Annotated in this window: 35 protein-coding genes; 1 reads left to right on the top strand and 34 read right to left on the bottom strand. The window is 69.1% G+C overall.

From position 1 onward, the window contains the following. Positions 1-9: 9 nt before the first annotated feature. The 20 genes from Q9R13_RS15920 to Q9R13_RS15825 form a co-directional block, all read right to left on the bottom strand. Positions 10-1,611 carry a hypothetical protein gene (locus tag Q9R13_RS15920; RefSeq protein ID WP_310962156.1) on the bottom strand — a complete coding sequence of 534 codons (1,602 nt, stop codon included), beginning with the start codon at positions 1,609-1,611 and terminating at the stop codon, positions 10-12. Further along, positions 1,608-2,984: a hypothetical protein gene (locus tag Q9R13_RS15915; protein WP_310962155.1), complete on the bottom strand. Its 1,377-nt coding sequence runs from the start codon at positions 2,982-2,984 to the stop codon at positions 1,608-1,610. The genes Q9R13_RS15920 and Q9R13_RS15915 overlap by 4 nt, the downstream gene beginning before the upstream one ends. After that, positions 2,984-5,953 carry a hypothetical protein gene (locus tag Q9R13_RS15910; RefSeq protein WP_310962154.1) on the bottom strand — a complete coding sequence of 990 codons (2,970 nt, stop codon included), beginning with the start codon at positions 5,951-5,953 and terminating at the stop codon, positions 2,984-2,986. Before Q9R13_RS15910 ends, Q9R13_RS15915 begins: the two co-directional genes overlap by 1 nt. After that, positions 5,950-6,408 carry a DUF5361 domain-containing protein gene (locus Q9R13_RS15905; protein ID WP_310962153.1) on the bottom strand — a complete coding sequence of 153 codons (459 nt, stop codon included), beginning with the start codon at positions 6,406-6,408 and terminating at the stop codon, positions 5,950-5,952. The genes Q9R13_RS15910 and Q9R13_RS15905 overlap by 4 nt, the downstream gene beginning before the upstream one ends. Then, positions 6,354-6,641, bottom strand: a complete 288-nt coding sequence (locus Q9R13_RS15900; RefSeq protein ID WP_310962152.1) for a hypothetical protein — start codon at positions 6,639-6,641, stop codon at positions 6,354-6,356. The genes Q9R13_RS15905 and Q9R13_RS15900 overlap by 55 nt, the downstream gene beginning before the upstream one ends. Before the next feature lie 105 nt (positions 6,642-6,746). Further along, positions 6,747-7,325, bottom strand: coding sequence for a phage tail tube protein (locus tag Q9R13_RS15895; RefSeq protein WP_310962151.1), 579 nt, complete (start codon positions 7,323-7,325; stop codon positions 6,747-6,749). Positions 7,326-7,409: 84 nt separating this feature from the next. Then, entirely contained in the window at positions 7,410-7,646 is a 237-nt protein-coding gene (locus tag Q9R13_RS15890) for a hypothetical protein (RefSeq protein ID WP_310962150.1), read from the bottom strand. Next, entirely contained in the window at positions 7,643-8,050 is a 408-nt protein-coding gene (locus Q9R13_RS15885) for a hypothetical protein (protein ID WP_310962149.1), read from the bottom strand. The genes Q9R13_RS15890 and Q9R13_RS15885 overlap by 4 nt, the downstream gene beginning before the upstream one ends. Further along, the gene (locus tag Q9R13_RS15880; protein ID WP_310962148.1) at positions 8,047-8,364 is read right to left on the bottom strand and encodes an HK97 gp10 family phage protein; all 318 of its coding nucleotides are present in this window, start codon (positions 8,362-8,364) and stop codon (positions 8,047-8,049) included. Before Q9R13_RS15880 ends, Q9R13_RS15885 begins: the two co-directional genes overlap by 4 nt. Further along, positions 8,364-8,696: a hypothetical protein gene (locus tag Q9R13_RS15875; RefSeq protein WP_310962147.1), complete on the bottom strand. Its 333-nt coding sequence runs from the start codon at positions 8,694-8,696 to the stop codon at positions 8,364-8,366. The genes Q9R13_RS15880 and Q9R13_RS15875 overlap by 1 nt, the downstream gene beginning before the upstream one ends. Then, positions 8,690-9,367: a hypothetical protein gene (locus Q9R13_RS15870; protein WP_310962146.1), complete on the bottom strand. Its 678-nt coding sequence runs from the start codon at positions 9,365-9,367 to the stop codon at positions 8,690-8,692. The genes Q9R13_RS15875 and Q9R13_RS15870 overlap by 7 nt, the downstream gene beginning before the upstream one ends. Beyond that, positions 9,367-9,558 (bottom strand): hypothetical protein, encoded by a 192-nt coding sequence (locus tag Q9R13_RS15865; RefSeq protein WP_310962145.1) that lies wholly within the window; start codon positions 9,556-9,558, stop codon positions 9,367-9,369. The genes Q9R13_RS15870 and Q9R13_RS15865 overlap by 1 nt, the downstream gene beginning before the upstream one ends. Before the next feature lie 79 nt (positions 9,559-9,637). Beyond that, a complete protein-coding gene (locus tag Q9R13_RS15860; protein ID WP_310962144.1) occupies positions 9,638-10,594 on the bottom strand; it encodes an SU10 major capsid protein in 957 nt (318 codons plus the stop codon). A gap of 45 nt (positions 10,595-10,639) precedes the next feature. Then, on the bottom strand, positions 10,640-11,299 hold the full coding sequence (locus tag Q9R13_RS15855; protein WP_310962143.1) for a hypothetical protein: 660 nt from the start codon (positions 11,297-11,299) through the stop codon (positions 10,640-10,642). Between the two features lie 67 nt (positions 11,300-11,366). Next, positions 11,367-12,128 carry a VG15 protein gene (locus Q9R13_RS15850; protein WP_310962142.1) on the bottom strand — a complete coding sequence of 254 codons (762 nt, stop codon included), beginning with the start codon at positions 12,126-12,128 and terminating at the stop codon, positions 11,367-11,369. Continuing rightward, positions 12,106-13,674, bottom strand: coding sequence for a phage portal protein (locus Q9R13_RS15845; RefSeq protein ID WP_310962141.1), 1,569 nt, complete (start codon positions 13,672-13,674; stop codon positions 12,106-12,108). The genes Q9R13_RS15850 and Q9R13_RS15845 overlap by 23 nt, the downstream gene beginning before the upstream one ends. An 18-nt stretch (positions 13,675-13,692) precedes the next feature. After that, positions 13,693-15,531 (bottom strand): hypothetical protein, encoded by a 1,839-nt coding sequence (locus Q9R13_RS15840; RefSeq protein ID WP_310962140.1) that lies wholly within the window; start codon positions 15,529-15,531, stop codon positions 13,693-13,695. After that, the gene (locus tag Q9R13_RS15835) at positions 15,521-15,898 is read right to left on the bottom strand and encodes a hypothetical protein (RefSeq protein WP_310962139.1); all 378 of its coding nucleotides are present in this window, start codon (positions 15,896-15,898) and stop codon (positions 15,521-15,523) included. The genes Q9R13_RS15840 and Q9R13_RS15835 overlap by 11 nt, the downstream gene beginning before the upstream one ends. Positions 15,899-16,049: 151 nt before the next feature. Next, complete coding sequence (locus tag Q9R13_RS15830; protein WP_310962138.1) at positions 16,050-16,340, bottom strand: HNH endonuclease; 291 nt, start codon at positions 16,338-16,340, stop codon at positions 16,050-16,052. Beyond that, positions 16,340-16,564 carry a hypothetical protein gene (locus tag Q9R13_RS15825; RefSeq protein ID WP_310962137.1) on the bottom strand — a complete coding sequence of 75 codons (225 nt, stop codon included), beginning with the start codon at positions 16,562-16,564 and terminating at the stop codon, positions 16,340-16,342. Before Q9R13_RS15825 ends, Q9R13_RS15830 begins: the two co-directional genes overlap by 1 nt. A 34-nt stretch (positions 16,565-16,598) precedes the next feature. Between Q9R13_RS15825 and Q9R13_RS15820 the strand changes: the two genes are divergently transcribed. Next, on the top strand, positions 16,599-17,018 hold the full coding sequence (locus Q9R13_RS15820) for a hypothetical protein (protein ID WP_310962136.1): 420 nt from the start codon (positions 16,599-16,601) through the stop codon (positions 17,016-17,018). Here Q9R13_RS15820 and Q9R13_RS15815 read toward each other — a convergent pair. From Q9R13_RS15815 to Q9R13_RS15750, 14 genes are all read right to left on the bottom strand, one after another. Further along, positions 16,985-17,386 (bottom strand): hypothetical protein, encoded by a 402-nt coding sequence (locus Q9R13_RS15815; RefSeq protein WP_310962135.1) that lies wholly within the window; start codon positions 17,384-17,386, stop codon positions 16,985-16,987. The two genes, Q9R13_RS15820 and Q9R13_RS15815, sit on opposite strands and share 34 nt — an antisense overlap. A 2-nt stretch (positions 17,387-17,388) precedes the next feature. After that, complete coding sequence (locus tag Q9R13_RS15810; RefSeq protein ID WP_310962134.1) at positions 17,389-17,568, bottom strand: hypothetical protein; 180 nt, start codon at positions 17,566-17,568, stop codon at positions 17,389-17,391. A gap of 144 nt (positions 17,569-17,712) precedes the next feature. Then, positions 17,713-18,132 (bottom strand): DUF6221 family protein, encoded by a 420-nt coding sequence (locus Q9R13_RS15805; RefSeq protein WP_310962133.1) that lies wholly within the window; start codon positions 18,130-18,132, stop codon positions 17,713-17,715. An 8-nt stretch (positions 18,133-18,140) separates the two neighbouring features. After that, entirely contained in the window at positions 18,141-19,163 is a 1,023-nt protein-coding gene (locus tag Q9R13_RS15800) for a hypothetical protein (protein ID WP_310962132.1), read from the bottom strand. Between the two features lie 127 nt (positions 19,164-19,290). After that, complete coding sequence (locus tag Q9R13_RS15795) at positions 19,291-19,743, bottom strand: hypothetical protein (protein ID WP_310962131.1); 453 nt, start codon at positions 19,741-19,743, stop codon at positions 19,291-19,293. A 143-nt stretch (positions 19,744-19,886) separates the two neighbouring features. Then, complete coding sequence (locus Q9R13_RS15790; protein ID WP_310962130.1) at positions 19,887-20,420, bottom strand: hypothetical protein; 534 nt, start codon at positions 20,418-20,420, stop codon at positions 19,887-19,889. After that, the gene (locus tag Q9R13_RS15785; RefSeq protein ID WP_310962129.1) at positions 20,410-20,583 is read right to left on the bottom strand and encodes a hypothetical protein; all 174 of its coding nucleotides are present in this window, start codon (positions 20,581-20,583) and stop codon (positions 20,410-20,412) included. Before Q9R13_RS15785 ends, Q9R13_RS15790 begins: the two co-directional genes overlap by 11 nt. Next, on the bottom strand, positions 20,583-20,729 hold the full coding sequence (locus tag Q9R13_RS15780) for a hypothetical protein (protein WP_310962128.1): 147 nt from the start codon (positions 20,727-20,729) through the stop codon (positions 20,583-20,585). The genes Q9R13_RS15785 and Q9R13_RS15780 overlap by 1 nt, the downstream gene beginning before the upstream one ends. After that, complete coding sequence (locus tag Q9R13_RS15775) at positions 20,726-21,151, bottom strand: hypothetical protein (RefSeq protein WP_310962127.1); 426 nt, start codon at positions 21,149-21,151, stop codon at positions 20,726-20,728. The genes Q9R13_RS15780 and Q9R13_RS15775 overlap by 4 nt, the downstream gene beginning before the upstream one ends. A gap of 291 nt (positions 21,152-21,442) precedes the next feature. Next, positions 21,443-21,742: a hypothetical protein gene (locus Q9R13_RS15770; RefSeq protein ID WP_310962126.1), complete on the bottom strand. Its 300-nt coding sequence runs from the start codon at positions 21,740-21,742 to the stop codon at positions 21,443-21,445. Continuing rightward, positions 21,739-22,185, bottom strand: coding sequence for a hypothetical protein (locus Q9R13_RS15765; protein WP_310962125.1), 447 nt, complete (start codon positions 22,183-22,185; stop codon positions 21,739-21,741). Before Q9R13_RS15765 ends, Q9R13_RS15770 begins: the two co-directional genes overlap by 4 nt. Further along, positions 22,182-23,831 (bottom strand): DNA cytosine methyltransferase, encoded by a 1,650-nt coding sequence (locus Q9R13_RS15760; RefSeq protein ID WP_310962124.1) that lies wholly within the window; start codon positions 23,829-23,831, stop codon positions 22,182-22,184. The genes Q9R13_RS15765 and Q9R13_RS15760 overlap by 4 nt, the downstream gene beginning before the upstream one ends. Next, positions 23,828-24,148 carry a hypothetical protein gene (locus tag Q9R13_RS15755; protein ID WP_310962123.1) on the bottom strand — a complete coding sequence of 107 codons (321 nt, stop codon included), beginning with the start codon at positions 24,146-24,148 and terminating at the stop codon, positions 23,828-23,830. The genes Q9R13_RS15760 and Q9R13_RS15755 overlap by 4 nt, the downstream gene beginning before the upstream one ends. Beyond that, a complete protein-coding gene (locus Q9R13_RS15750) occupies positions 24,145-24,483 on the bottom strand; it encodes a hypothetical protein (protein ID WP_310962122.1) in 339 nt (112 codons plus the stop codon). The genes Q9R13_RS15755 and Q9R13_RS15750 overlap by 4 nt, the downstream gene beginning before the upstream one ends. Positions 24,484-24,486: the final 3 nt, after the last annotated feature.

Here is a 24,486-nt window from a genome sequence, read left to right as displayed (position 1 = left end):
TCGCCTCCCTCATGCCGCCGTGTACGTGCCGCCGGAGTTCAGCGGGATCAGCCGCCGCCCCGACGCCAGCGCCGCCACATACTGCTCGGTCGTGTACGTCGGGTCACCGAGCGTCAACGTCGCCGCGAGGTCGTCGTGGGCGTAGGAGACCTCCGTGCAGCGCAAGTCCTCGCCCGTCTCCCGAACCCGCACCACGTAGCCCGGCTCCAGCTCGAAGGGCGCCACCATCCGACCCGTCGCCAGATCCAGCACCGGACGCGCCACCACCGCAGTACCCGACACGGGGGGACCGGACGCCGCCGCCAGGATCGCCTGCCCCAGCTTCGTCGCGTTCGCCGTCGACCCCTGACCGTCCGGCAGGCTCACCGGCTCCGCGTCACGTGTCCGGCCACCCAGCGCCGGGACGCTCGAGGTGACCACCGTCGTCTGCGGACGGCCCTGCGCGTCGGTCCACGACACCGCCACCCGGTTGCACAGATCCGCGTCCGAGCCCGGCTGGGAGAACCCGTCGCGGGTGGAGATGATGTAGCGCGGCGTCGTCGGCCACGGACGGTACGCGAAGCCGCGTCCCGCGCCCTGGTCGGGCAGCATCTCCCACGTCATGTCCGGCTCGTAGAGGGTCAGGTCGTCGAGCACCTGCTGCATCCGGGTCGCCGCCGAGTAGACCAGCTGGTCGATCTGGTAGGCCGTGTCCGCGATGGACACCCGGCCCGCCGCGACCACACCGCCCAGGAAGCGCCACACCAGATCCGCGACGACCTCCGAGGCGAGCAGGTAGTCCACCCTCGGCGGCGCGACCTCCGCACCCGCCGCCGTGCGCAGCGTGCCCAACATCGCTTGCGGCTGCCAGCCGAGCCACAGCGTGTCCACCGTCGTGGACACGTTGGTCGCCACCCCGTCGTGATGCAACTGCGCCCGGTGCGTCGTCTCGGGGACGAAGTCGGCCCCCACGTAGCCGATCACCGTGCCCACCACGCCGGTCAGCGTCGCGGTCCACCATGCCGCGTCAGCACCCGCCCGCAGCAACATCGAGTAGTCGGTGGTCGTCAGCCCGGCGTCGTGCTTGATCCACACCGCGCCGATCACCTGACTCTCGCCCAGCGTCGGGGTGTAGGTCATCGACGCGAGGCCCTGACCGCCCGCGAGCGGCTGACCGGGGTTGAAGCCGAGCAGGATCGCGGGCTCACCGGCCAGCAGCCCCGACCCGTCCGGGTACACCGAGACGCCGACGTTCGCCGATGGCGTGTTCGAGCCGGTCGTCATCCACGCGTCATAGGCCGTGTCGCGATACAGCAGCGGCGAGGCGCCATCGGCGGCCAACGTCATGGTCCCGGTCGCGTTCAAGTCGAAGGACTCGCCCGCCTGACCCTGCGAGTGGCCCGGATTGTTCGCGAACCCCTCCCACAGACAGCGACCCGACGGGGCGTAGACGTACACGCGGTCGCCCGCACCGAGGTCCGGGAACGCCGACCGGGGGATGTTCAGCGTCGCCTGCATGTCCGCAGGGCCACCGCCCGCGACCTTGCGGAACGTCAGCCCCGACAGGTAGCGCCGATCCGACAGCAGCCGATCCGTGCCGCCCTCCGAGGCGATCCGCAGCGACAGGCTCACGGCGCCGGCCACAGGAAGCGCGGACGGTAGGACAGGTCCAGGTCGGTGGTCATCGTGATGTCATCGCTGCCGCCGCTGTTCGCACCCGGAGTCACGATCAACGTGAGCAGGTTCGGCACACCCGGCACCACCACCGGGAACGACCCCGACTGCACGCGGCCCAGGTCGAAGGTCGAGACGTCCGTGCCCGAGACGGACACGACCTCCCAATGGGTCTGCGCATCCCCATCGGTCCATGCGTTCACGTCGCCGCCGACCGCGACCACGTTCGTCTCGGTCATCACATGCGCCACGCACTCGCCCGACAGCGGCCCGATGGGCACCAGCAGCAGACAGTCCCAGCGCAGCTCCGGCGCACCGGAGACCGCCTGCGCGTAGACCTGCAACGTGCCCGACCCGTCCACCACACCGGTATCGGTCGGCGCGTTCGGAATGCCCCGGTCGATCTCGCCCAGCACCTGCCACCACGGCCCCGCACCGGCGGGGATCTGCACCGTCACGTCATCGGTCGACGCGCCAGCAGAGGTCTCCAGGTGGATCTTGACATCGAGCCCCACCGACGCGACCGACGCCGCCAGCCGCGCCACGGCTAGCCACCGGCCCGTGAAGATGTCCGCACCGAGCAGCCGGCGCTGCATCGCGTTGTCGGCGAACGTCGTCGCCCGGTACGAGCCGCCCACCATCGACGCATCCGCAACCGGGGCGCCCGTGTCGGCCTGCGCCGTCCACTCGTCCCCGGTGCCCACGTCGATCACCCGCAGAGCAGGAGTCGACCCGTCCACGCCCGCAGTCGAGGCCACCACCATGTCCACCGAGTGACCCGGCGAGTTCGCCACCCCATACCGCAGCGGCGCCGGAGCGTCCCCGACGATGCTGTCCAGCACACACGACATCGGATGCAGCGCCGCCGTCGGGTCGTTGTCGATCGTCACCGACGGCAGGCTCACCCGCTCCCCATACAGGTACGGGTCAGCGGTCAGCGACACGTTGATGCCATGCAGCCCCGCCGGCATGCCGCTGCGGACGAACAGATTCTCCGGCGTCAACTCCGCAGGCGAGGAGCGCCACACGTGGAACCAACGCGGCTCCGAGAGCGACGTCACCTGCACCAGCAGCCACGCATCCGGCCGCAGCAGAGCCCGCGCCAGATCCGCCAACTCCGAGTACGCGCCGATCAGACCGCCGGACATGTAGTGGTTGAAGGCCACCGTCCGAGGACCGTCGAAGCCACCCACCGAGCCCGGAGCCGCCGTCCACTCAGGCGCACCCCACGACAGACCCTCATGCCCAGCGAACTGATCCGGCGACGGGTTGAAGTCGTAGAGCACGTTCGCCGACGACGACGGCGCATCGGTCAACCTCAGGATCGGCATCAGCGCGTCCTCTTCCGGTTGCCCGCACCCTGGTTGCGGTCCGCGATGCCCTTGCGGGCGCCTTCCTGCACACGCTCCTCCAGGTGCTCCAGCACCTTGCGAAGCCGCCGCATCTCGTCGCGGTCCGCCTCACGCTGATGCCGCAGCTCCTTGATCAGCGGGTCGGAGAACGACGCCGCCACCGCGCCGAGCCGGTTGTCGGCCTTCGAGCGCTGACCGAACAGCGACTCCAGCGAGGCGATCTGCGAACGCGACTCGTGCGCGAACTGCTGGGCCAGAGCGAGGTTGCCCGACCCGGTCAACTGCGCACCCAGCGCACCCGAGAGGCCCTTGCCCTTGGCCGCGCGGATCGCTGCCCGCATCCGCTTGGCGTCGTTGCGGTCCGCCTCCGCCTGAGTGCGGAAGTCGGCCAGCGAGCCCGAGAACAGGTCGTGCGCGAACGAGCCCGCCGCCGTAGACCGGGCCTGCGACTGCGTCTGCCGAGCCGCCTGCAGCCGCGAGGACACCAGGTCGAACTTCGCCGAGATGTCGTCATAGGCCTTGGAGTTCTTCACCGCGTGCCGACGCAGATCGTCGAACGACTTGCCCAGGTGGCCGCCGTCCTTGTGGATCGTCACCGCGAACTTGTGGAACTCCTTGCGCAGCGCCTTGATTCCGAGATCCTCGGTCAGATTGAACGCCGAGGCAGCCGAGCGGAACTCCGAGCGGGTCAGCGGGTTCTTGCCCACGGGGCCACCGGAGGCGAACCCCGGCGCGCCCGCGTTGATCTTCTGCAGCAGCGCGAGGTTGCGCGATGTCGCGCGAGCATTGACCACGAACTCGCGATTCGAGAGCCGCGCGAGGATCGAGTCCGACGTGCCGGTGCCGGGGCCCACGATCAGGCCACCGGTGGCGTGCGCCTGCGAACGCTTGTTGAGCGCGTTGACCTGGTTGACGTAGTAGTCGGTGCGCACCGAGCGGGGGATGCTGGCCAGTTGCGACTTGATGGCCGCGATCGACGACAGTGCACCAGAGATGCCCGAGATCCCCACAATGGTGCGGATCTGCTTCGGGGTGAGGTTGTACATCCGCGCGAGGTCCGCGATCTGCGCCTTCGACGCGCTGACATTGGTCAGCGCGACGATGGTGGCAACCTGCTTGGGGGTCAGGTTGTACTGCTTGGCCAGCGACGTGACATCACTGAGCGACTGGACCGCGCCAGGGGTGGCGATCTTGGTCTGCACGGCCTTGGGCAGCGAGGCCAGCCGCTTGCCGTAGTCGGGCAGCGCCGGGGACAGCAGCAGCCTGTTCAGGCCCGCCTGTGCGGCGGCCTGCTTCTGGGTGAGCTTGACCGCCTTCTCGCGGGCGATGTTGGCCATCACCTGCGCGTTGTCGGAGGCCACCGGCAGCGTGTGCTCGTTCGGCATTCCCGCGAACGCGGTCACGCCGATCCCCTTGATGAGCCCCGCGAGGAGTCCGCCGCCCTGCAGGCCCTTCAACGCGGTTGCGGCGCTGCCCTCACCCAGGAAGAACTTGTCCGGGAAGCCGCCGAAGGTGGGACTCTTCGGGGTGCCGCCACTGATGTTCGGCACCGGCACCCCAGGAACACGGGAGCCGCCGGGCCCTCCGCCTGGGACGCCCCCGAAGCCCTCGTTGACGACGAACACCGGCACCGGGGACGCCTTCGAGGCAATGCCACCCGTGAGCGGGTTGCCGCCCTTGCCGATTCCGACGAGGCCGCCGAGCTTGCTCAGCGCGCCGATGCCGCCCTTCGCCAGCGAGATGCCCTTGAGCGTCAGCGCGATACCGGCCAGCGACCCGGCCGCGATCGTGAGCGTCTTCGTCGGGATCTTCGAGATGCCCTTCGCCAGCCCGTCGATCGCCTTCAACCCGACGTCGCCGATCGGGGCCAGTGCGTGAACGATGTGTCCGGTCGCCTTCGCCACGTCGCCGAGCGTGTGAGCCACCACCGGCCCCTCGCGGCGCACGTAGCCCACGAAGTCCTTCAAGTCCTTGGACTGCCCGATGTGCGCGAAGCCCTTCGACCAGTGATCGAGGCTGCGACCCACATCCTTGCCCACCGGGGCGAACGCGGAGCCGATGCCCACGAACCCCTTGGCGACGTTGCCGAGGATGTCGCCGGCGGTGCGGATCGTCGGGCCCGCGATCTTCGACAGATCCGCGACCGCCGTGTCCAGGCCGCCGCCCTTGACCGCCCGGTCCGCCTCGTCGAGCAGGTCCGAGAGCGCCCCCGAGGTCGCCTTCAAAAGCGGGTTCAGATGCGGCAGGATGTCGGCGGCCAGCCCCAGCGCCTGCGTCACCGGCCCGAGGACCGCCTTGGACGTCACGATCGGCTTGAGCGCCGCAGCGAACGCCTGCTCGGTGGAGACCAGCGCCTTCTGCGGCCCGGTCAGCGACTTCTCCAGCGCCGCCGCCTGCGCGAGCGCGGCCTTGCGGGCAGCAGGGCTGGTCAGCGTGTTCGCCTGAGCCTTGAGCGCGGCGATCTGCTTGGCGACCTTGTCGGTCTGCTTGACCCCCGCACCGGCCAGGAACCCGAACAGCGTCAAACCGCCGCCGCCGGCCACCAGCGGCGCACCGAGAGCGGCGGTCAGACCGGCCGTGGCAGCAGCGACAGGGACCAGGGCGGGCCCGAGCGCGAGAATCCCGGTCGTCAGGCCCGAGAACCCCTTCGTATCCCCCAGCAGCGACCCGACCCGATCCAGCCCCGAGACCTGCGTGTTGATCTTCGCGGTGCGGGTCCGAGCCGCGCGGTCCAGCTCGGCGTCGGCCTTCGCGGTGTCCGCGTTCGCCTCGACCTTCGCGTCACGCGGACGGCTCATCTCAGCGAGACGGGCCTTCGCATCCTTGTCGTCCAGCTCGGCCCGCACGTCGGCCGTCAGGCCCTTGGTGAGCGCCTTCGCCTTCGCGGTGAAGCCCTCGGCCGACGGGACGAGCCGCACCCCGACAGAGCCGACGATGATGTCACTCAAGACGGGCCCCCTTCGCGTCGGTGCTGATTCGGGTTTCGCTTGGCCAGCCACTCGGCCATGTCGATCAGATCGACGGCCCGGCCGCCCATCCGTGACTCGTCAGCGACCGGCTCGACTCCCGGACGCGGGAGCGGAACCGGACGGTTCACACCCTTGGCGCCGTCCTCGGTCTGCAGCCACACCAGGTTCGCCACCTGGTCCGAGAGCCGCGCCAATAGGTGCTCGGGCAGCCCCCACCCGGCCGAATCGCCCAGCAGAGCCCGACGAATCGCAGAGGACTCAGGCGCCTGCCGGACGAGCACCAGCAGATCGCGCCACGACAGCTCCGGCGTGCCGAGCCAGTCCAGCCGCAGGCCGAGACGGATCAGGTCGTACTCGAGCGCCTCCTTGTGCTCGGCGATCAGCCGTCGGAGGCTTGCGATTCCCCCTCGGTCAACTCCGAGTCCTCGCGCCACGCCTCGAGCAGGTCCGCGAACTGCTCACGGTCCAGCCCGCGAACCGCCTTGCCCTGCAGGGCGGTCGAGCCCGCGAAGAACGCCACGGCGGCGCGCAGATCGTCCTCGATGTCGATCAAGGTCGGCACCGGCACGTACTTGGTCTTGGTGACCGAGAACGTCGCCATCCCGATCGTGAACTCGAACTGATCCTGGCCCTTGCTGGCCTTGCTTGCAGGCACCTGAAATGCCATCGCCCCGGTCCTTTCGTATCTGCCCGGTCAAGGTGAGGATGGAGCCCCTCGGCGCACGCGGGACCGGGCTGGCTACGTGCGCCGAGGGAGAGAGGGGACCAGCGACTAGGCCGTCTTCTGGCCGTCGTCGCTGTACTTGTAGGCCGAGTTCCCCGAGGCGTCCGGGAAGGCCTGGATGGTCACCGGGTAGGCCACCACGGCGCCGTCGTTGTAGGTCACATCACCGACCGTGAGCACCTGGGCATTGGGGAGCACCAGCCGCATCGAGGTCTCGAGGTCGGCGATGTCGAACGCCCACTCGCTGTGCTCGAGCTCGGCCGAGTTGACCGAGATGGCCAGCTTGTTGCCGGCGGTCGTGGTCGCGGCGGTCGCGACGACGTTCGCGTCCCCGTTGACGGCCTGCGCGACACTCTCGGACAGCGACTCGATCAGGGTCACCTGGTAGGTGACCGCGAAATCGGTCTGCAGCACCTTGACGATGTCGTTGCCCCACGCCTTGACGGTGGTCGTGGTGCGGCCGATGGTCTCGGTGACACCGGCGTCGCCGATGTAGCCCAGCGACTTGAAGGCCGCATCGAGCGCCGTGGTCGAGTCGGTTGGAAGCACGCTGCCGATCGGGGCCCTGTACGCGCCACCGGTGGACTTGGGCCGCCCGGCAACGACGTTGTTCAACACGTTGGTCATTGGTTCCTCCATAGGACGTGCCCGGTCCCTGGTGGATGTGCTGCTGTGGTGCTACCTCGCCGATGCCGGGGAGGGGTCTGTGGGTCAGCCGCGCGCCTTGTGGCGGCTGGTCGGGTTGCCGGACGCGGTGCGGCACGGCTCGTCGCCGGAAGCCCCGCACGTCGGGCAGGGCGCGGCAGCGTGCTCGGCTACAAAGCCGGGATGCTCCTGGGTGCCGTCCGAGCACGGGACCAGCCAGCCGGAGGCCTCCCAGCGGGCCACGTCGCCCTCCGGGACGCTGTAGGCCACAGGGAGACTCGGATGCTTCACGGTCACGTTCATACGGCGCTCCTGGTGTGTAGACGGAGCCCCACCGAGAGGGTGAAGCGCCGCAGGACGGTGTTGTCGTAGGGCGTCCACGTCGGCGACATGAACTCATCGACCGACAGCACGAACGCATCCCCGACCGACTGGCCCGGCAACTCCTGAAGCAGCGCGTCGCGGACCTGCTGGGCCAACGTCCGGGCGTTCTCACGAGCCGACGCCTGGTCATGCGCGGCGTCGTACACGTCGCAGTCGACGCGCGGAGAGTCGAACTGCAGCCGATCACCGGACCCGCCGATCCCGACGACCTGGATGCACGGCACCACCTCGGCGAGGTTCGCGGGCGTCTCCGTGCACACCCGCACGCCAGGAAACCGGGCGGCCAGCCATGTGACAAGCAGCGGCTCGACGTGGGAGGTCATGCGATTCCCACCGCCTTGCCCAACGTCCGGTGCCGCGGGTTGTGCTCGGTGCCGAACTCGACGAAGAACGCCTCCGGGGCATCGTTGGACACCTCGCCGTAGGCGCGGGTCGTCTTGTGCTCCTGGACGCCCGCCGACGCCGAGAACGCCGCCTTGTAGCGGCCCGGATGCGGACCCTGCTCGTAGACCGGGGCGATCGACTCGGCGACCGCCTTCACCTTCTCGGCATGGGCCAGCATCGCGGCCTCCATGTCCTCCGAGCGCAGATACTCGCCCATCCCGGCGTAGTCGAGCCGGAAGTCGTCGGCAGTCATCAGAGCCCCACCCGAGTCAGATGCACCTGCACACCGGGGTCGGTGCCGGTGAACGGATTGGTGAAGCGACCCGGCTCGCCGTCCACCTCGTACTCGTCGCCGTAGACCGTCACCGAGTCGATCCCCGAGACGTCGGTCCCGGCAGGAAGCAGCGCGAACAGGCCACTGATCAGCGTGTCCTGACCCTGCACCAGCTCCGTGCCACCAGCGGGCCAGACCGGCACCCCGGACAGGACCGTGTCGACGTCGTAGAGCACGTCGTTGCCGTCCGCGTCCTGGTCGAGCACCGAGCGGGTGTGCAAGGTGACCGTCTCGCCGAACGGCATCACCATGCCGAGCCCTCACGCGTCGAGTAGTCGTAGTCCCACGGCGGCAGGTTCGCGCCCGGCCCGGCCACGCCGACGCTCACCACCGCAACGGTCACGGTCCCGGTCAGAGCCGAGGCGTCAGCGGTCAGCAGCGACACCTCCGTGTTGCCCAGCGCGTTGACGAACGTCACCACGAAGGCGCCCGTCACGACGACGTTCCCGGGGCCCACATTCGGCAGCGCGGACAGCGCCGCCTGGACGTCGGCGGCCGACGCGTCGAACGCGATCGGGGCCGTCGCGACACCATCGAGGATCAGCGCGAACGTGCCCGCCGTAGCGGCCACCGTCACCGACTGGACAGCGTTCGCGGCCACCGCGAGCACGGAGACCGACCCCGCGCCACCGAGGCCCGCGCCCCTGCGAAGGGTCGCACGCTCCATCCGGGTCAGATACACGCTCGCGGTCCGCGACACCCCGTACGGTCCGGTGTTCTCGGCCGTGTTCTGCTGCGGGTTCGAGTACGCCCGAGCCGCAGCAGCCAACACGACACCCTTCGCGCTCGCGGGCAGCGGGAGGACGACGTCCTCACAGAAGCCCTGAGCCAGCGCCAGCAGAAGGGTCGCCCGGCCCTCGTCGACCGCAGGAAGCCCCATGAACAGGGCGAGGTCGGCCGGCGCCGCGACAGGGTCCGACATCAGTCGTCCTTGTCCGCCTTCTTGGACCCGGACTCAGCGAAGCCGTAGTCCTCGGCGACGGCGCGGAACTTCTTCAAGTCCTCGCCCGTCACGTCGATCACGTAGCTCTGCGACTCGTCGTCCCAGGCCGCGACGGCCCACGGGTCGGGGCCGCCGAGGTTCAGATTGGTCGATCCGTGAAACTTCGCCATCGCAATGGCTCCTGTCTTTCCGCGTGGAAGGTGGTCACCGGGATGGCCGATCCAGAGGACCGACCATCCCGGCGAGGACTCAGCTCAGGTCCTTGATCACGCCGTGCGCGTTGGTCGGGCCGTACTCCAGCCCGATCTCGCCGTACAGCTGGAACTTGCGCGAGGCACCCGTGCGGGCCAGCTCCTCGGTGAACAGCAGCCCCTTGCCGGGGATGTTGAGGAACACCGGGTAGCAGACCCCGAGGTCGACGACGCCGACCTGACCGGCGGGCATCCACCGGTCGACCATCACGCCGAACGTGCCGAACGGGGTCACGACGGTCTCGATGTCGATGCCGCCGACGTTGCGGTCACGGGTCGGCGCGTTCAGCGTCGCCTGCGCGTAAGCCTTGGTGATGGCCACCTTCTGCGCCGAGCCTGCCAGCAGGACCGTGGTCGCCTGGGGCAGCTTCGCGCCCGCGTCGAACATGGCCTGCAGGTGGGCGTTGATGATGTCCGAGGTGAGCGCTCGGGCCGTGCCGCCGTTCGCGGACACGGTGCCAGCGATACCGAGGACGCCCTGGGTGTGGCGGGCGGTCGTGTTGTCCGCGGGCACCTGCAGGGTGCCGGACAGGAACGACTTCTCCACGTCGACGGCCATCGACTCCAGCTCGGCCATCGTCTGCACGGTCAGCTCGTCGAGGACCGCGTCGTCGGCCTCCGGGGCGATGTTCGCACCGGCGAAGTTCCCCCGCGCCGCGATCTTGGTGTAGGACACCTCGATAGCGGACTGGTGGATCTCCACGACGTTGGTCAGGTTCGCGCGCGATCGCTCGGCGGCGGTCGGCGCGGCCGCGCCCTCGAGGGCCGCGTTGTTGGCGCTCGAGGAACGACGGTCGATCGTCTGCCACTCGAAGGTGGTCGACGCGGACGGCTTGGCCGAGTTCAGGCCGCCGATGGCGGACAGGAACGGGGTCTCGGTCGGGGTCACGGTGAAGAGTTCGCCGTGATAGTTCGGCAGGTTGTATGTGGTGCCCTGCCCGGAAACTGCAGCCATTGTCTTGGCTCCTTCGGGTTAGCGGGCAGGCGGTGTCGCCTGCGCCTAGTCGTTGCTGCTGTTCAGCGCCATCTGCGACTTGAGTCGGATGGCGGTCTTGAAGTCACCGGCCGCCTGGGCTTGGGTGATCTGCTCGCCGAGGCTCGGCGCGGGCGAAGCGGAACGTCCCTGCGAGGGGTTCGGCTTCATGCCCGGCTTCTCGGGGTTGGCGAACGCGGCGTACTTCTCGCGGAGTGCGCCGATCTTCTCGGCGTCGACCTCGCCATCGGTGATGAACTTGTCGACGTTGATGTCCTCGAGCAGGGTCGCCCGGACGTCGTCGGGGAGCGCGGAGAGCGCGGCCTCGACCTTGGCCGATGCGACATCCCGGAGCATCCCCGTTGCGCGGTCGTTGGCAGCCTTGGCGGCCTCCTGCGCGCGCTCGAGGTCAGACTTGGACGCCTCGACGAGCCGCTCGTACTCGGTGAGCTTCGGCTCGGCCTCCTTGAAACGGTCGCGGAGGTTCTTGGCCTCGTTGCGCGCCTTGGAGACCTCCCCGAGGATGACCGAACGGGCGTCGTCGTCGAGTCCGCCGAGGAGATCCTCCAGGGATCGCTTGGCGACCGGTGCGGCCTCTGCGGGCGCCTGAGGGACGGGCTCCGGTGTCGTGCTCTCGGCCGCCTGAACGGGGGCGGTCGGGGTGGGCTCTGCGGGTGATACGGACATGACGTTGCCCTCCTGGGGCGGTTGGTTCCCCCGCTCCGGGCGGGGAGGTGTGTGGGTGCCTGAACGCTCAGGCGAGCTTCCTTAGCGGGCCCGTCACGGGACGACCCTCGACGTGCTGGCGCCACGCGATGTGGATGGCGCGACCCGACTTCCCGAACTCGTCGGTCAGGCGCTTGTACTCGGCCAGGTCCATTCGTGCCTGCGCGGTCGGCTCGTAGTGACCGAACACGGGCTCGACGTGACAGCGGCACGTCCCACCTGAGCCGTTCGGCTGCTTGGTGTGCGCCCGGAAGTCCGCGCTGACCTTCGTGCCGTACACCGCGCCACGGGTGGCCAGCAGCCGACAGAACGAGCACGCGCCCGGCTCGGTGACCCGCGCCCAGCCCTTCGCCTCACGGTCCGCCTCGGCAGCGCTCATCACGGCCTGCCGCGACTGGTCCAGGACCATCTGCTCGACCTCGGAGGCCAGCGCATCACGCGCATCCCGCTCGGCCTGAGCATCGGGCGCCCCGTACAGCGGCGAGATGACGTGCTCGACCGCGGCGGTCACCTCGGCGTTCGAGGGCAGCGGCGGCAACGACAGGTGAACCCGCCCGGTGACACCGGCCGCACGACGCTCGTTGCGGTAGTACGTCAGACCGGCAGAGGCCGACGCGCGACCATACTGGGCGAGGATCGACCGCAGCGCCGCCGCCAGACGCGGCACCGAGCCCTTCAAGTCGTGCAGGTCGAGCAAGTGCGCCCACGCCGCCAGCACCAGCGGGCCCGTAGCGGCAGCCAGACCCGCCTGCGCGACCTGATGCTGCTCAGCCGTTCCGCTGCGCGCCACCGAACACCTCAGCCGGAGTCGGAACCGCCTGCCTGCCCGACGTCGTCGACGCGGGCGAGATGACGTCGTTCGAGAGGCCCTTGTCGACCCGTGCCGCCTTCGCGGTCAGGCTGTGGGCGATCTCCTGCAGGAACGACGCGCCCTGGTCCTCATCGCGGTCCTGAGCCAGACGCGACCGCTCCACCGCCGAGTAGCCCAGCCGCTTCAACGTCACGTCCGAGGTCGCCGGGATCGCACCCGAGGTGATCTGCTTGGTGACGGCGTCCGAGGTGCCCGCCGGGGTCGACGGCGCCGGGTCGCGCCAGTCCGTCTCGATCCGGTACGCATCCGGGGCGACATGGCCGTCGCGGATCAGCAGCGCCATCCGCATCGTGTCGGCCCAACCGGTGCCAAGGATCAACTGCTTGGACCGGGCCCGCTGCGTCAGCTCCTCGAACCCTGCGCGGATCGCGTCCGCCGACGCCGGGTTGCCGTCCGCGTGAATCCCCATCATCGACGGAGGCACACCCATGTGGACGCTCATCAGCTCCTTGTAGGCGTCGAGCACCTTGGTGAACGTCGAGGGGTCCGAGCCCTTGAACTCGCCCACCTGCGGGACGTTGCCCTCCTCGTCGCGCTCGAGGAGCCACAGCATGTCCATGTAGGACTTGAGCTTGGAGACCGGTGTGCCGTCGGGGTTCTGGAACGCGGACTCGGTGACGCCCAGCGCGTAGCGGCGAGGCGCGGCGTGCAACTCGCGGCTGACCTCCATGCCTGCCAACGTCCGGCACGCCGAGTCGGTTGTCGACATCCATGCCGCGCCGATCTCCGAGGCTCCGTCGCGGTTCGTGAGCCGCTGACGGTTCGCCATCCGCACGATCGGCGGATCGAACCCGTGGTCGTCGCGGGAGGTGACCTCCCACCTCGCCGCCATCGGGTTCCCGAACGACGCTTCGCGGGCCATGTGGATCGTCGTGCCCGGCACGTACAGCGCAGCGACCTCGGCGCCGTACATGTCCGAGGAGAAGTCGCCGTCGTAGTAGACCTGCACCCCGCCGGCAACCTTGCGCATCCGCGCATCCCACTGGACCGCCATGTTCATCGGCGACTCCGAGGTGATCAACGGCTGACCGTTCGTGGAGTCGTCACCGCTGCCGACCACGTTGTACGCCCGACCCGAGACGAACGCCTCCAGGTGCGTCATCGGCGCCTCGGCGTCGAGGTTGTTCGCCGACCAGATCCCCATCAGGTCATCGTCGACGTCAGTGGCGCCGGGGAACCGGAAGCCCTCGACGACCGTGCGGTGCACCAGCGCGTCGACGCCGACCATCGTCCAACCCAACGCGGGCCGGATCTTCGCCAGCGTCGGAGAGATGCTGATCCCCAGGTCGCGCATCCGCTGCTCGGCGTCGTAGTAGAGCCACCGCAGCTCGAAGTAGGCGCGCTGCTCGAACAGGCGCATCGCCAGCCAGTTCGCCATCCCCAGCTCGTCGTCGGACAGGTTCAGGTCGGGGAACTGCGGAAACGTCGCGATCGGCGCGAAGAACGCATTGGAGAGCGGGACCACTGTGGACGCTCCGTTCGCTCAGTCGGGCAGGATGATCACGCGGCCCTTGCCGGGCGCGCCGGCCCCGGACTTGAGGCTCAGCAGGTAGATGCGCCGCAACATGCGGGCGCCGATCAGGCACACGGCGAGGTCGATCTTGTGGCGCGACTCCCGGTTGTCCTTGCGGACCGAGACGCCCCAACGGCCCGGCGCCCGTTTCGCGTTGCGCAGGTGCTCGACCAGCACCCCGGACTCGGCGAACGCCACCTCGCCGCCCGCAATCTCGGTGAGCACCTGGTCGCAGGCCTCGACGAACGTGCGCTGGTTGGTGTCCAGGGCCATGTCGAAGGCGACCGCGTGCGCCCGGTTGCCGCTCTTGACCGGCCAGCACTTCAACTTGCGGCCATACCGCTGCGACCACTCGTCGCACAGCGGCCACCAGAACCGGTTGTCGCCCTCGGCGTCGTCGTCCTTCGCGTGCGAGGGGTCGAACCAGAAGGCGACCACCTTGTAGCGGCCCATCGCCGCGATGACCGCGTGGTCGACCGCGTCACGGTCGACGATCCGGCCCTTCTTCGGCTGCTGGACGTGCAACACCTGCGCGAACCCGTCAGAGACCCGGCAGGCGATCAGGCCCGTCGCGTCATCGGACTTCGAGCCGTCCCCGAACAGGACCACCCGGTCGCCCTCGGCAAGAAACCGGCCCGTCTGCTGCGCGGCCCTCGCATCGTTCGGGTCGCACCACGCGTCCTCGGCGGCGGTGATCTGGTTGTACCACTTGCGCCGCGACTCCGACGCCGGGTTCGACGGGTTCTTGATCGAGTTCAAGATCCGCTTCAAGTTCAGCCATGTCGAGTCGCCCCGAATCGACTCCACGACGCCCGGCGCGTCATCGACGGTCAGCGGGGCCTCGGGAGGTGCCTCCAGCGAGTCGTACAGCATCCCGAAGTCCATCGACTTCGGCGGCTGACAGTCCAAGCAGTCCGGCCACTCGACCTCATCGACGTGGACCGGGCAACGCACGCCCACCGTCGCCTCGTAGGCCTCGCGCTGCCGCTGCCCCACACTGTCCTGACCAGGACGGTGCGCGTTGCAGATGTCCAACTGCCGAGCCAGCGCATCGGCCGACTTCGCCAAGTTCCCCTCGATCGCGCCCGACAGCTCGTGGCCGCCGTTCGACTCGACCCAGTTCTGAGTCTCGTTGCGGATCACCAGAGTCGGCCGCGGACCCTCGATCGAGAGCACGGACGACGTCGCCGCCTCGATATGCGCGGTGTCACCACGCGCCCACACGTCGAGCTTGCCCGGCTGAATCCCATACTCGGCCCGAGTCTCAGGCGGGATCAGCGCGGGGAACAGCGGCATCGTGTTCCGCTTGATCTGATCCTGCGCCACGCCGACGATCTGCACGTACGGATTCGGAACCTGCTGACCCACCGGGACATCGCCGTCAAAATGGGAGAACATCGCATCCGGCGAGCAGATGTGCGTCGTCGACGCGGCCACCGCCAGCGGATCCTTGCCCCACCCCTTGAGCCGCTGGAGCACCTGGAACGGGTACAGGAACTCGCCCGTCTCCGGGTCCAGCGCGTCATGCCAGAGGATGAACCGCGCCTGCTCGAGGGTGTACGTCCACGGGCCGCCCTTCGGCGCCGAGAGCCACTTCCCCGCCCACGCCAGATTCCGCCACCCCAGCGTTACCGCCGGCAGAACCCAGCCGTTCTCGTAGCGCCACGTCGGCCCGATCTTGACCGGCTCCCACGCCAACCCAGTCGGCGGGGTCGCCCGCTGCAACTGGTCCTCGTACCAGCCGATGATCTCCCGGTACTCGGACTCGCTCGAACGGACCTGCGCTGCAGCCGAGAGGCTACGCGCCACGTCCTCGACCCGTCGACCACTTCGAGTTCGCGGCATCGCGCTGCTGGTTCACAGCCACGCCACCGCCCTCGTCGTCCGGCAGCTTCAACCGAGTCAGAGCCCCGTCCAACGCCGACCGCTGAGCACGAAGCTCACCGATCAGCGGATGGATCACCTCCTGGCCCATCGACCCCGTCGTGATCATCGGGCAACCGCGCTCCGACCACGCCGCCTCGAGACTCGCCACCATGTCCGCCGTGCGGCACGCCGCATGCAGCCGAGCGACCTCATCAGGACGGAGCGCATAGCGACTCGCGATCGAGTCCCACACCGCGCGCCCCGCGTCAGACAGATCAGCGGGCGCGGTCGACTTCTTCTTTGCGGGCATGACGGGTTGCCTCCTGGGCAGAACGGCCACCGCCTGGGTGAGCCGGAAAAACGAGAGCCAGACCGCACGCAGGCCGGCGAGTGCTATACCGGTTCGGAAGGCGACGGCAGCGCGAGGGGGTCACCCCCCCACCCCTCCGACGTGCGAGCCGCTAGATCGCACCTGGATGCGGTTCGGGCGGCCGGTGCCGGGCGTGTCTGACGCGCTGGACGCCCGCCATGCGCTCGGCCTTGGACTTGGCGTCGTGGCAGGGCGCGCAGATGGCGGCGAGGTTGTCGTCGTCGTGACTGCCACCCGCTGCGACCGGCTGAACGTGGTCCACCTGTGTCGCCTCGCCGATGCACAGCGCCGGGTACGGGCTGTAGCAGCGGCCCTCGTCGCGCTGCAGGATGCGGCGCCGGGTCGTCTTCCAGTTGCCGGGCTGGGCGTACCGGTACGGCATCAGCCGTGCTGTTCGCCCGGTGCGTGGCCCGGTCGTGCGCCGGTGGCACGCTCGTGCAGGTTGGAGCACAGGCCCTTGACGATGCGTGGTCCGACGTACTTGCCCAGCTCGACGACGCACCTGTCGAAGTCGCCGGGCACTCCCCATTGGATCTTCGCCGCGCCTTCGCCTTCTGCCCAGTAGCGCATGAGTCGTTCGGTGGCGGCGGGATCGGTGTTCACCATGTCGACCGCCTCCGTTCGGCGTAGCGTGCCCTCCGTGGCGACGATGACGTGCCCGCGATGCGCGGAGACGATTCCTGAGGGCGGCGGATGGTGCCCGTTCTGCCGTAGCGACGTGCCGCTGAGCATGCGACGTCCGTTGCCGTTGGACAACACGTTCGCGTGGGCGATCGTCGCCGTGCCGCTGCTCTCGTTGCTGCTGCCGCTCGCCTTCCCGACGATCAGCGGCGGGATGCTGGGGCTGGCCATGGTCGTGCTAAACGTCGTGTTCGCGGTGGCCGACGACAAGCGGGTACAGGCTGCCGGCTACGTCGAGGTGGGCGCCCTGTGGGGCCTCATCCTGGTCCCGGTCTATCTGGTGCTTCGTGCTCGCCGTGTCGGAATGTGGGCGATCCCGCTGCTGTGGGGCGTGTCGTTCCTGGTCTATCTCGCGGTCCTGTCGGCCGTGACGGGCTGATCGCTCGCCGCGCCCCACAGCCACGCCGTGACCCACCCAACGAGGTACGCGCTCGGCTCGTCGATGCCGCTGATGGTGTGCCCGATGTGGTCCATGAGCGCGGACACCACGTGTGCGGCCTCGTGCGCGGCGGTGTCGATCAGGTCGACCGGCGCGGTGTGCTGGGCGGCGTTGATGTAGACCACGACCACCGGGACCGTGATGCCGCTCTTGGGCTGCCAGGCGGCGAACCGTGTCCAGCCTGCCGACTCCGGTGCCGGGCCGTCCACGAGGCCGGGAAGTCTGCGCCGCAGGGTGGCCCAGCCGCGTCGGTCGGTGGCGACGTGCAGGTGGCAGCCGTATGCGTCGAGGACGTGGTGACGGTTCACGGCTAGTACCGCAGCCGCTCCACGGTCCCACCACGCAGCACGAGGACGCCGCGCACGGTGTCGAAGGTGCCGGCCTCGCAGGTGCGGTTGCTGCAGATCAGCCAGCCGCAGAGGCCGGCCTTGCAGTGGTGGGTCAGCGGGCGCGTGCACTTGGTGCAGGTGAGCGCGGGGTCGTCGTTCATCGCTGCCCCCATCCGCCGGACATGGCAAGCGCCCCGGCCGTCTGGCTCAGGGCGCGCGAATTCTGGTGCGCTTCATGGTTGCACGCCGGGTGGGCAGGAATCAAGCACCGCGCGTCACGGGTGTTTCGGGTCAGCGGTGCCGCCTCACGGGCGCCACTCCTCGCGGTAGTCTGGGTGGTCGGCGTAGACGGCGGCGAGGGCTGCCAGCATCGGCGCGGTCGGTGGCTCGTCGCCGAACTTGGCGCGGTATTCCTGCTCGGTCGCCCAGGCGATCTGCTGCGATGCTCGGAACGCGAACTGTGTCGGGTCGCTGCTCACGATCGGCTCGAGCTTGACTGGTTGGTCGATCAGTACCGGCCAGTTCTTGTGCAACTCCACGATCCGCCGCTTCGCCTCGCAGTCGGCCATCACGCGGGCGGGGTCGATCAACTCTCGGATGCCCGTACCGCCGGCGAGGAGGTCGGTGCGGAAGAATGGGCGGCCGACTCGTGCCTGATGCTGCATGTCCCGTGCTACGGACTCACGTTCAGCGATCCGGGCCAGCAGGAACTCCGTGATCGTCATGGTTCCCATCATGCCTCCCGCTTCTCGAATGCCACCGACAGCAGCGGCCTCACCGCGCCGTACCGGTAGGTAGGCTGCCCGGCGTCGTCGGTACCCGATGCCGTGATCCGCTTGCGTGCGTCCCACAGGTTGATCCTCTTGCGGACCTGCTCGCGGCTCACCTGGAGCCCCAGATACGTGATGAGGTGGGCGATCTCCGCAGCCGTGCACAGCCGGTCGTCCAACTCGCGCTCCAGGGCCTCGCGCGACTCCTTGACCGGGTACGGCGCCTTGCACTCGCGGCACTTGCCCTGCAGGGCGCCCTCGGTGGCGTAGACGGCTCCGGGGCACGACTCGATGCGCACGTCGGGGCCTTCCCCGACGATGCTCCGCGCGGTGCACCAGCCGAGGAACAGCCGGCGCGGCGGGTTGTCGATGATCCGCAGCGTGTCGCCCTCGATGCGCCGCAGGTTGCGCAGCGTCTCGGTCCATGTCTCGTGCCGGGTCAGGCCGTCGACGCGCCACAGCAGCCACCCGGAGATCGCGGGCAGGGTGTCGGCGGGCCAGCCGTCGGCCGGGGACTGGTGCCGCACGTGGTCCTCGATGCAGATCCGCACGACGCCGACGAGCTCGTTTCGCAGTTCGGCGAGGGCGGTCGATGCGGCGGCGTTCCAGGGCAGGCCGTCGTCTCCGTGTTCGGCGCCGAATCGCTTGGCGCGCTGTCCGGCGATGGCGATGTCGAGCTGCTCGGCGAGCCAGGGCACGTCGCCGAGGATGCGGGCCAGCTCGTCGGCGCAGTCCTCGCAGCCGTAGGCGTCGTCGCGGGTGGGCTGTCCGCAGGCGCAGGTGCCGTCGCCGGGTCGGGTCAGGTGCAGGTCGGGGCGTTCGCCGATGGTGGCGGGGACGTCGGCGAACACGAGTCGGAGCGCTCGGGGCGGCTCTTTCGGGTCGTGGTGGGCGGTGACGCCTGCGTTGCCGGGGTGGGCGCCGCAGTGGTCGCAGGCCCAGCGTGGCAGTTCGCTGTACGTGCAGCGCTGGTCGAAGGTGTTCATGCGTCCCCCATGGTTCGCTGTGCGCCGTTCTGCGGCCCGTTCGGAATGCCAGTGACGTAACTACCCGCTTGTGACTCCGCGTCGCGGCAGCGGGCATCCTCGCAAGGCTGGGACCCCTTCGCACGCCTCATGCGTCCCCCTTGATCGCGGCCCGGCACATCGCGGCCCCGGCCTTGGTGTCGCCCGGCTGCCATGAGGGCGGCGGGCTGTCCGGCGTGTCCTCGTCGTCGTCGGGTCCGGCGAGCTGGTCGGCGCGGCATCCGCCGCATCGGTCGGCGAACTGGCCGGGGTGGCGTGGGCAGTCCTGTCCGCGTTTGGGCGGGTGTGGGCGGGACTTGGCTTCGATGGGAACGGTGTCTGAGTCCCACGCCTTGCCGGGTGCGGCGATCACGCCGGGGTTGCGGGCGCTGGCGTCGCAGGCGGCTCGGATGCTGGCGATGACGACCTCGGGCAGCGAGCGGTCTGCGACCTTGGCGAGTGCGGCCATGATGCCGGGTTCGTCCCAGCGTGGTGCGCCGTGGGGTCGGCTGGCGACGATGAGCGATGTGAGGATACGAGCTTGGTCCTTGGTCACGGGCATCGGACACCGCCGTTGTCGAGTGCATGCATCCGGCCTCGCGCTAGGTCACCGTGAGATGCATGCGACGGGCGATCTTTCGGAACTAGGGAACTAGGGAACAAAGGAACTAAGGGAGTTGGGGTCTCCATTCGCGCTGCCATCGCTTATGCCTTTCCCGATGCCATTGCCGTTGCCATGCCCGATGCCATTGGCAATGGGATGGTGGATGCCATCGCGGTTACGTGGTTCATGGCATCGGCGTTGACTTCGGCCAAGCCATCCCATCCGGCGAGGGTCGGCTTCTCGGCGTAGTGGCGCCCGAGCTCGGTCAGAACTGCGGCGCGGAGGTTGAGAGAGACGATCTTGTCTATGGCCCTTCCGACCGCCTTTCCCATGTTCACGCGGTCCATCACGCCGTCGTAGCGGACGTAGGTGCGGGCCAGGAGTTCTTCGGTCTGCTCGTCGAGGACGACGAAGCGCGCGGCTGCCAACGAACGGATGGCCCGCTCAACCTTGCTGGCCGTGTTGCCCTTGCTCAGTGCGGCGATGCGACCGGGCCGGTAGTCGAGCACTCCGGCATAGGTCAGCGCCTCTTGGCTCACGAGCGCGAGGTAGGCGTGCTGGCCGCCAACGTCGAGCGCGCGAAAGTCGGGGTCTCGCCAGATTGCGGTGAGGATGCGGGCGTGGTCACGGGCCATGGGTCACCCGCTTGAGGTCGATGCCCGTGATGAGCATGCTCACGCGCTCTAGCTGGTCGTCGCAGTCATAGACGATCTCCTCGGCGTCGGCAGCGTCGCTGAGCGCTACGAAGGCGCGCAGGTCACCCCACGTCATGCCCTGGAATGGTTGTTCGATGTTCACTACTCCTCCTCCTCGTCGTACTCGTGGTTCACGCAGCCGCACACGTGCTCGACCCCGAACTGGTCGACAAACCGCCCGATGCAGACCGCGTGGTACTGGTCGGGTACGGCGCCGGGTGCCGAGTTACAGCAGCCGAAGATGCTCACGGGGCCACCGACCCGTCGTCGCCGTAGTCGGTGTGGTCGAGGGTCCACCACCCGCCGCTGGTGGTATCCCAGACCGAATCGAGCGAGCAGTGGTGGCAGCGGAAGGCGTGCAGTTCGATCCACCAGTGGCGCGGCATCTTGCCCTGGACGCGCCACGGCAGCCGGGCTCGTGCCGCTTCCTCGGCGTGAAAGTCGTCGAGTGTGAGCCGGGTGGAGTCGGCGCGCAGGCCCTTGTTCGTGGACCAGCACGGGAACCCGCGTTCCATCGTCGGCATCCCGCAGCCTTCGCACACGTCCGGCTTCGGCGCCGGGCAGATGAACACACCGGACGGCGCGTACTCCCAGCCCTCCCAGACGACGGCCCGGTCGTCCCACTTCGGCGGCAGGTCGTGGTCGTGGAGCATGGTCAGCAGGTCGCTCATTCCGGCTCCCCGCACATGGCTGTGTGGTCGCTGAGTCGGCGTTCGACGACGGCGCGGGTCTGGGAGAGCGTGGCCCATCCACAGGGGCAGGTGGCTGTGAATCCGGCGGACGAGGCTGTGACGGTCATGCGATTGCCTCCGAAACCGCGCGGGTTACCGGTGAGTAACGGGGTGACGAAATGGTCGCGGCGTGCGACCTACTCGCCGGTAACCGCGTGTTACCCGTGAGTAGATCGCGTCCTACCGACCAGTAATCGACCGTTTTCGTGACGAAACCGCTCCGAACGGGGCTCATGCGCGGCACGCTGCCTTGTCGCAGGCGCCCTTGACGACGGCCAGACAGTCGCGGCACAGCCGTCCCTCGGCGCCTCGGGTGCAGGTGTGGAACCCGTAGCCGCAGGTGAGAATGAACGCCGGCCAGGAGCGGCCCTCGGGCTGGGTCTCGACGGCGCCACAGTCGGCGCATTGGAGGCTCATCGGGTGGGTGGCGATGATGCCGGGTGGTCCGCCGTCGGTGAGGATGTGGCTGCCTCCGAGGGCGGCGTGGAGTTCGTCGGCGGTCAGGCTGGGCTGGGGGAGCATGGTGGTCATGCGACGGCCTCCCATCCGAGTCGCTGGATCTGTCTGCCGGGGTCGAGGTCGAGGGGGTCGCGGGCTCGCAGGGTGCGCCACACGTCCTCGATGTCGTGGCGCACGCACCAGCGGCGCAGTGCCTCTGCCTTGGTGATGCCGAGGCGTGCGGCGGCGCCTTGTGCGGACTCGCCGTGGGCGGCCATCCAGCGCAGGTCCTCGATGCGTGGGAGGGCGGCGCGGGCCTTGCCGCAGGATCGGGCGTTGGCGCAGATCCAGCCGTCGTCGGTGCGGCGTGCGGTGCGGGGATACAGGGGGCGGGTGCAGCGTGGGCAGGTGATGGTCATGGCGGTGCTCCGTGTGCTGGTGGCGTGGCCGGTGTCGCGGGTGTGCTTGTCGGCTGCCCGGTCGGCGTCGGGTCCGGTGCCGTGGGCTGGGCAGGTGAGGCAGTGCCAGGTGGTCATGCGGCACCGCCGAGGGATTCGGCGACGGCTGCGATGAGGTCGCGTGCCGCCGGGGGTGTGACGGCGTTGCCGGCGAGTCGCACCAGGCTGCGCCGCGTCGCTGGCCTGCCCTTCTCGTCGACCGCGGAGTGCCAGTCGTAGCCGGGCGGGAAGGCCATCCCGGCGGCGACCTCGTGGGGCTCGAGCATCCGGAACAGGCAGTCGTCGATCTGCGCTTCGGCGGCCTTGACGTCGCCGGGCGTGATGACCGACTGATGGCCTGCCGTGGTGAGTGTGCGCAGGTACTCGGAGGTGGGGGTTGTCATCTCGGCGCCGCCCGTGTTGTGTCGGTGGATCAGGGCGTATCGGTCGACGGTGGTCAGGGTGCCGATGGGCTTGTCGACGGACTGGGCGTGGTCACTGGCGCTGTAGTACGGGGCCAGTAGCCCCATGTGCTCGCGCGTCGTCAGGGTGCGGTGCGGATCGCGGACCGGGCGCGCCTCGTCGTTCCAGGTGCCGCCGGAAGGCACGAGCATCGCGGTCTCGTTGCGGCAGGTCTGCGTGCGGGCGGGCAGGCTCAGAGGCCGGGCCGTCTTGCCGTCGCGGCCTTCGACTGGGATCGCAAGCGCCTTCGTCTCCTGGGTGTGCAGGACGCGCAGGTACTCGGTGACCGGCCACGTCCGGTAGTAGGCGTTCGGGTCGCCGTGCTGTGGGTGCTTGGGGTCGGCGGCGTCGTACTGGTTGCCGGACGCCTCAAGGTGGAACGGACCCCAGTAGCGGGCGATCCCAGCGGCGATGCGGGCGATGGTCTTCTCTGCCAGCGGCTTGGCCCGGTCACCGATCCGCTTCCCGGGCAGCGTCCAGTCGATCGCGGCGGCGGCTGGGAGGTAGCCGGGCTCGACGCGGGTCGCGCAGCCGGGTGTGGCGCACAGGTAGACGTACTGGTCGCGGTACTTGCCGACGCTCTTGCCGGGCTTCCACGCCTGGAACGACTCGCCCACGCGGTCGCAGCGCGGGCAGTACGCCTGCGGTCGCATGAACCTGTCGACGTCGGGGGCCTTGCTGCCGCGCGGCCACGCGACGACGTAGAGCCGATCGCGGGACTGTGGCGCCGGTGCTCCGAGGGCTTGGGCGTGCATCGAGTTCAAGCTGATGACCCGGTAGTCGTAGCCGAGGTTCGTCAGTCCCTTCTGCCATGCCTCCCAGGCGCGGCGGTACTTGGGGCGCATGGCGATGTCGACGACGTTCTCGACGATGACGGCGGAGTAGTGGTGGTGGTCGATGAAGCGGAGGACGTCGAACATGAGGAGTCGGGATCGGGTGGCCTCGTCCTCGTCGTTGGTGACCAGATCGTCCTCGGTGAGCAGGTCGAGCAGCGTGGGGTCGCCCATGGCGCCGGTCAGGTCGCCGTTCCTCGATCCGCCGGCTTGGGACCAGCGTGTGCATTCTGGTGACGCCCAGAGGATGTCGGTGCGTGGGAAGTAGCGGGGGTCCTCGATGTGCAGGTCGACGCAGGCGTGGTCAGAGTCGGGGTGGTTGGCCTGGTGGGTGTTGACGGCGAGGGTGTTGTGGTTCGCGGCCATCACGATCTTGACGGTGCCGGTCATCGCGCCGCCGGTAGAGCTGCCTCCGCCGCCGCAGAAGATGTCGGTCATGGTCAGGCTCACGTCTCGTCTCCTTCGGCGCTGTCGTCGCTGAACCACGCGGCCAACGGGAGGGTGGCGGCGATCAGGAGCGCATCGCGGAGGTTGTGCGCTCGGACTGTCACCGGGCCGCAGGTGCCGAACCAGTCGGCGTCGGTGTGGTCTGCGGGTCCGCTGGCGTGTAGCGAGGACCGGATGGTGATCTCGAATCGGTGGCCGCAGTCGTGGCCCTTTTCGGCCTGTTCGGCGGTCCGTGCCTTGTGGATGTACTCGTGGCAGACCTTGCTGAAGGTGTCGCTTAGCGCGTTCCACCAGAAGGCTGCTGGGATGCGGGTGCTCACGCCTTGTCTCCTTCGGCGGCAGCGAGCGCGGCACGGAGGCGGTCCACGACGTTGGCGGTGGTGAGCATCGGCCTGCCGTTCGGGGCCCGGCGCTCGTCCCACAGGTCGGCCAGTTCCCGGATCGGTGCCAGGGCCTCGGCTCGCGCCTTCGCGGCTACGGCGGCGTCGTGCTGGGCGAGCCAGTCGGAGGCGATGAGGCGGTCGGCCAGGTCGTCGACCTGAACCTCAATCCACGTCGTCTGTTCGTCGCTCGGGTCGACGACGTTGGATGATTCGACCTGTGCGCCGAGCCAGTCGGCCAGCGTCTCCACGTCGTCCCGCTCGGTGCCGCTCATCGG

Source organism: Nocardioides marmorisolisilvae, assembly GCF_031656915.1.
Classification (GTDB): Bacteria; Actinomycetota; Actinomycetes; order Propionibacteriales; family Nocardioidaceae; genus Marmoricola; species Marmoricola terrisoli.
This window is presented reverse-complemented; position numbering and strand designations above follow the sequence as displayed.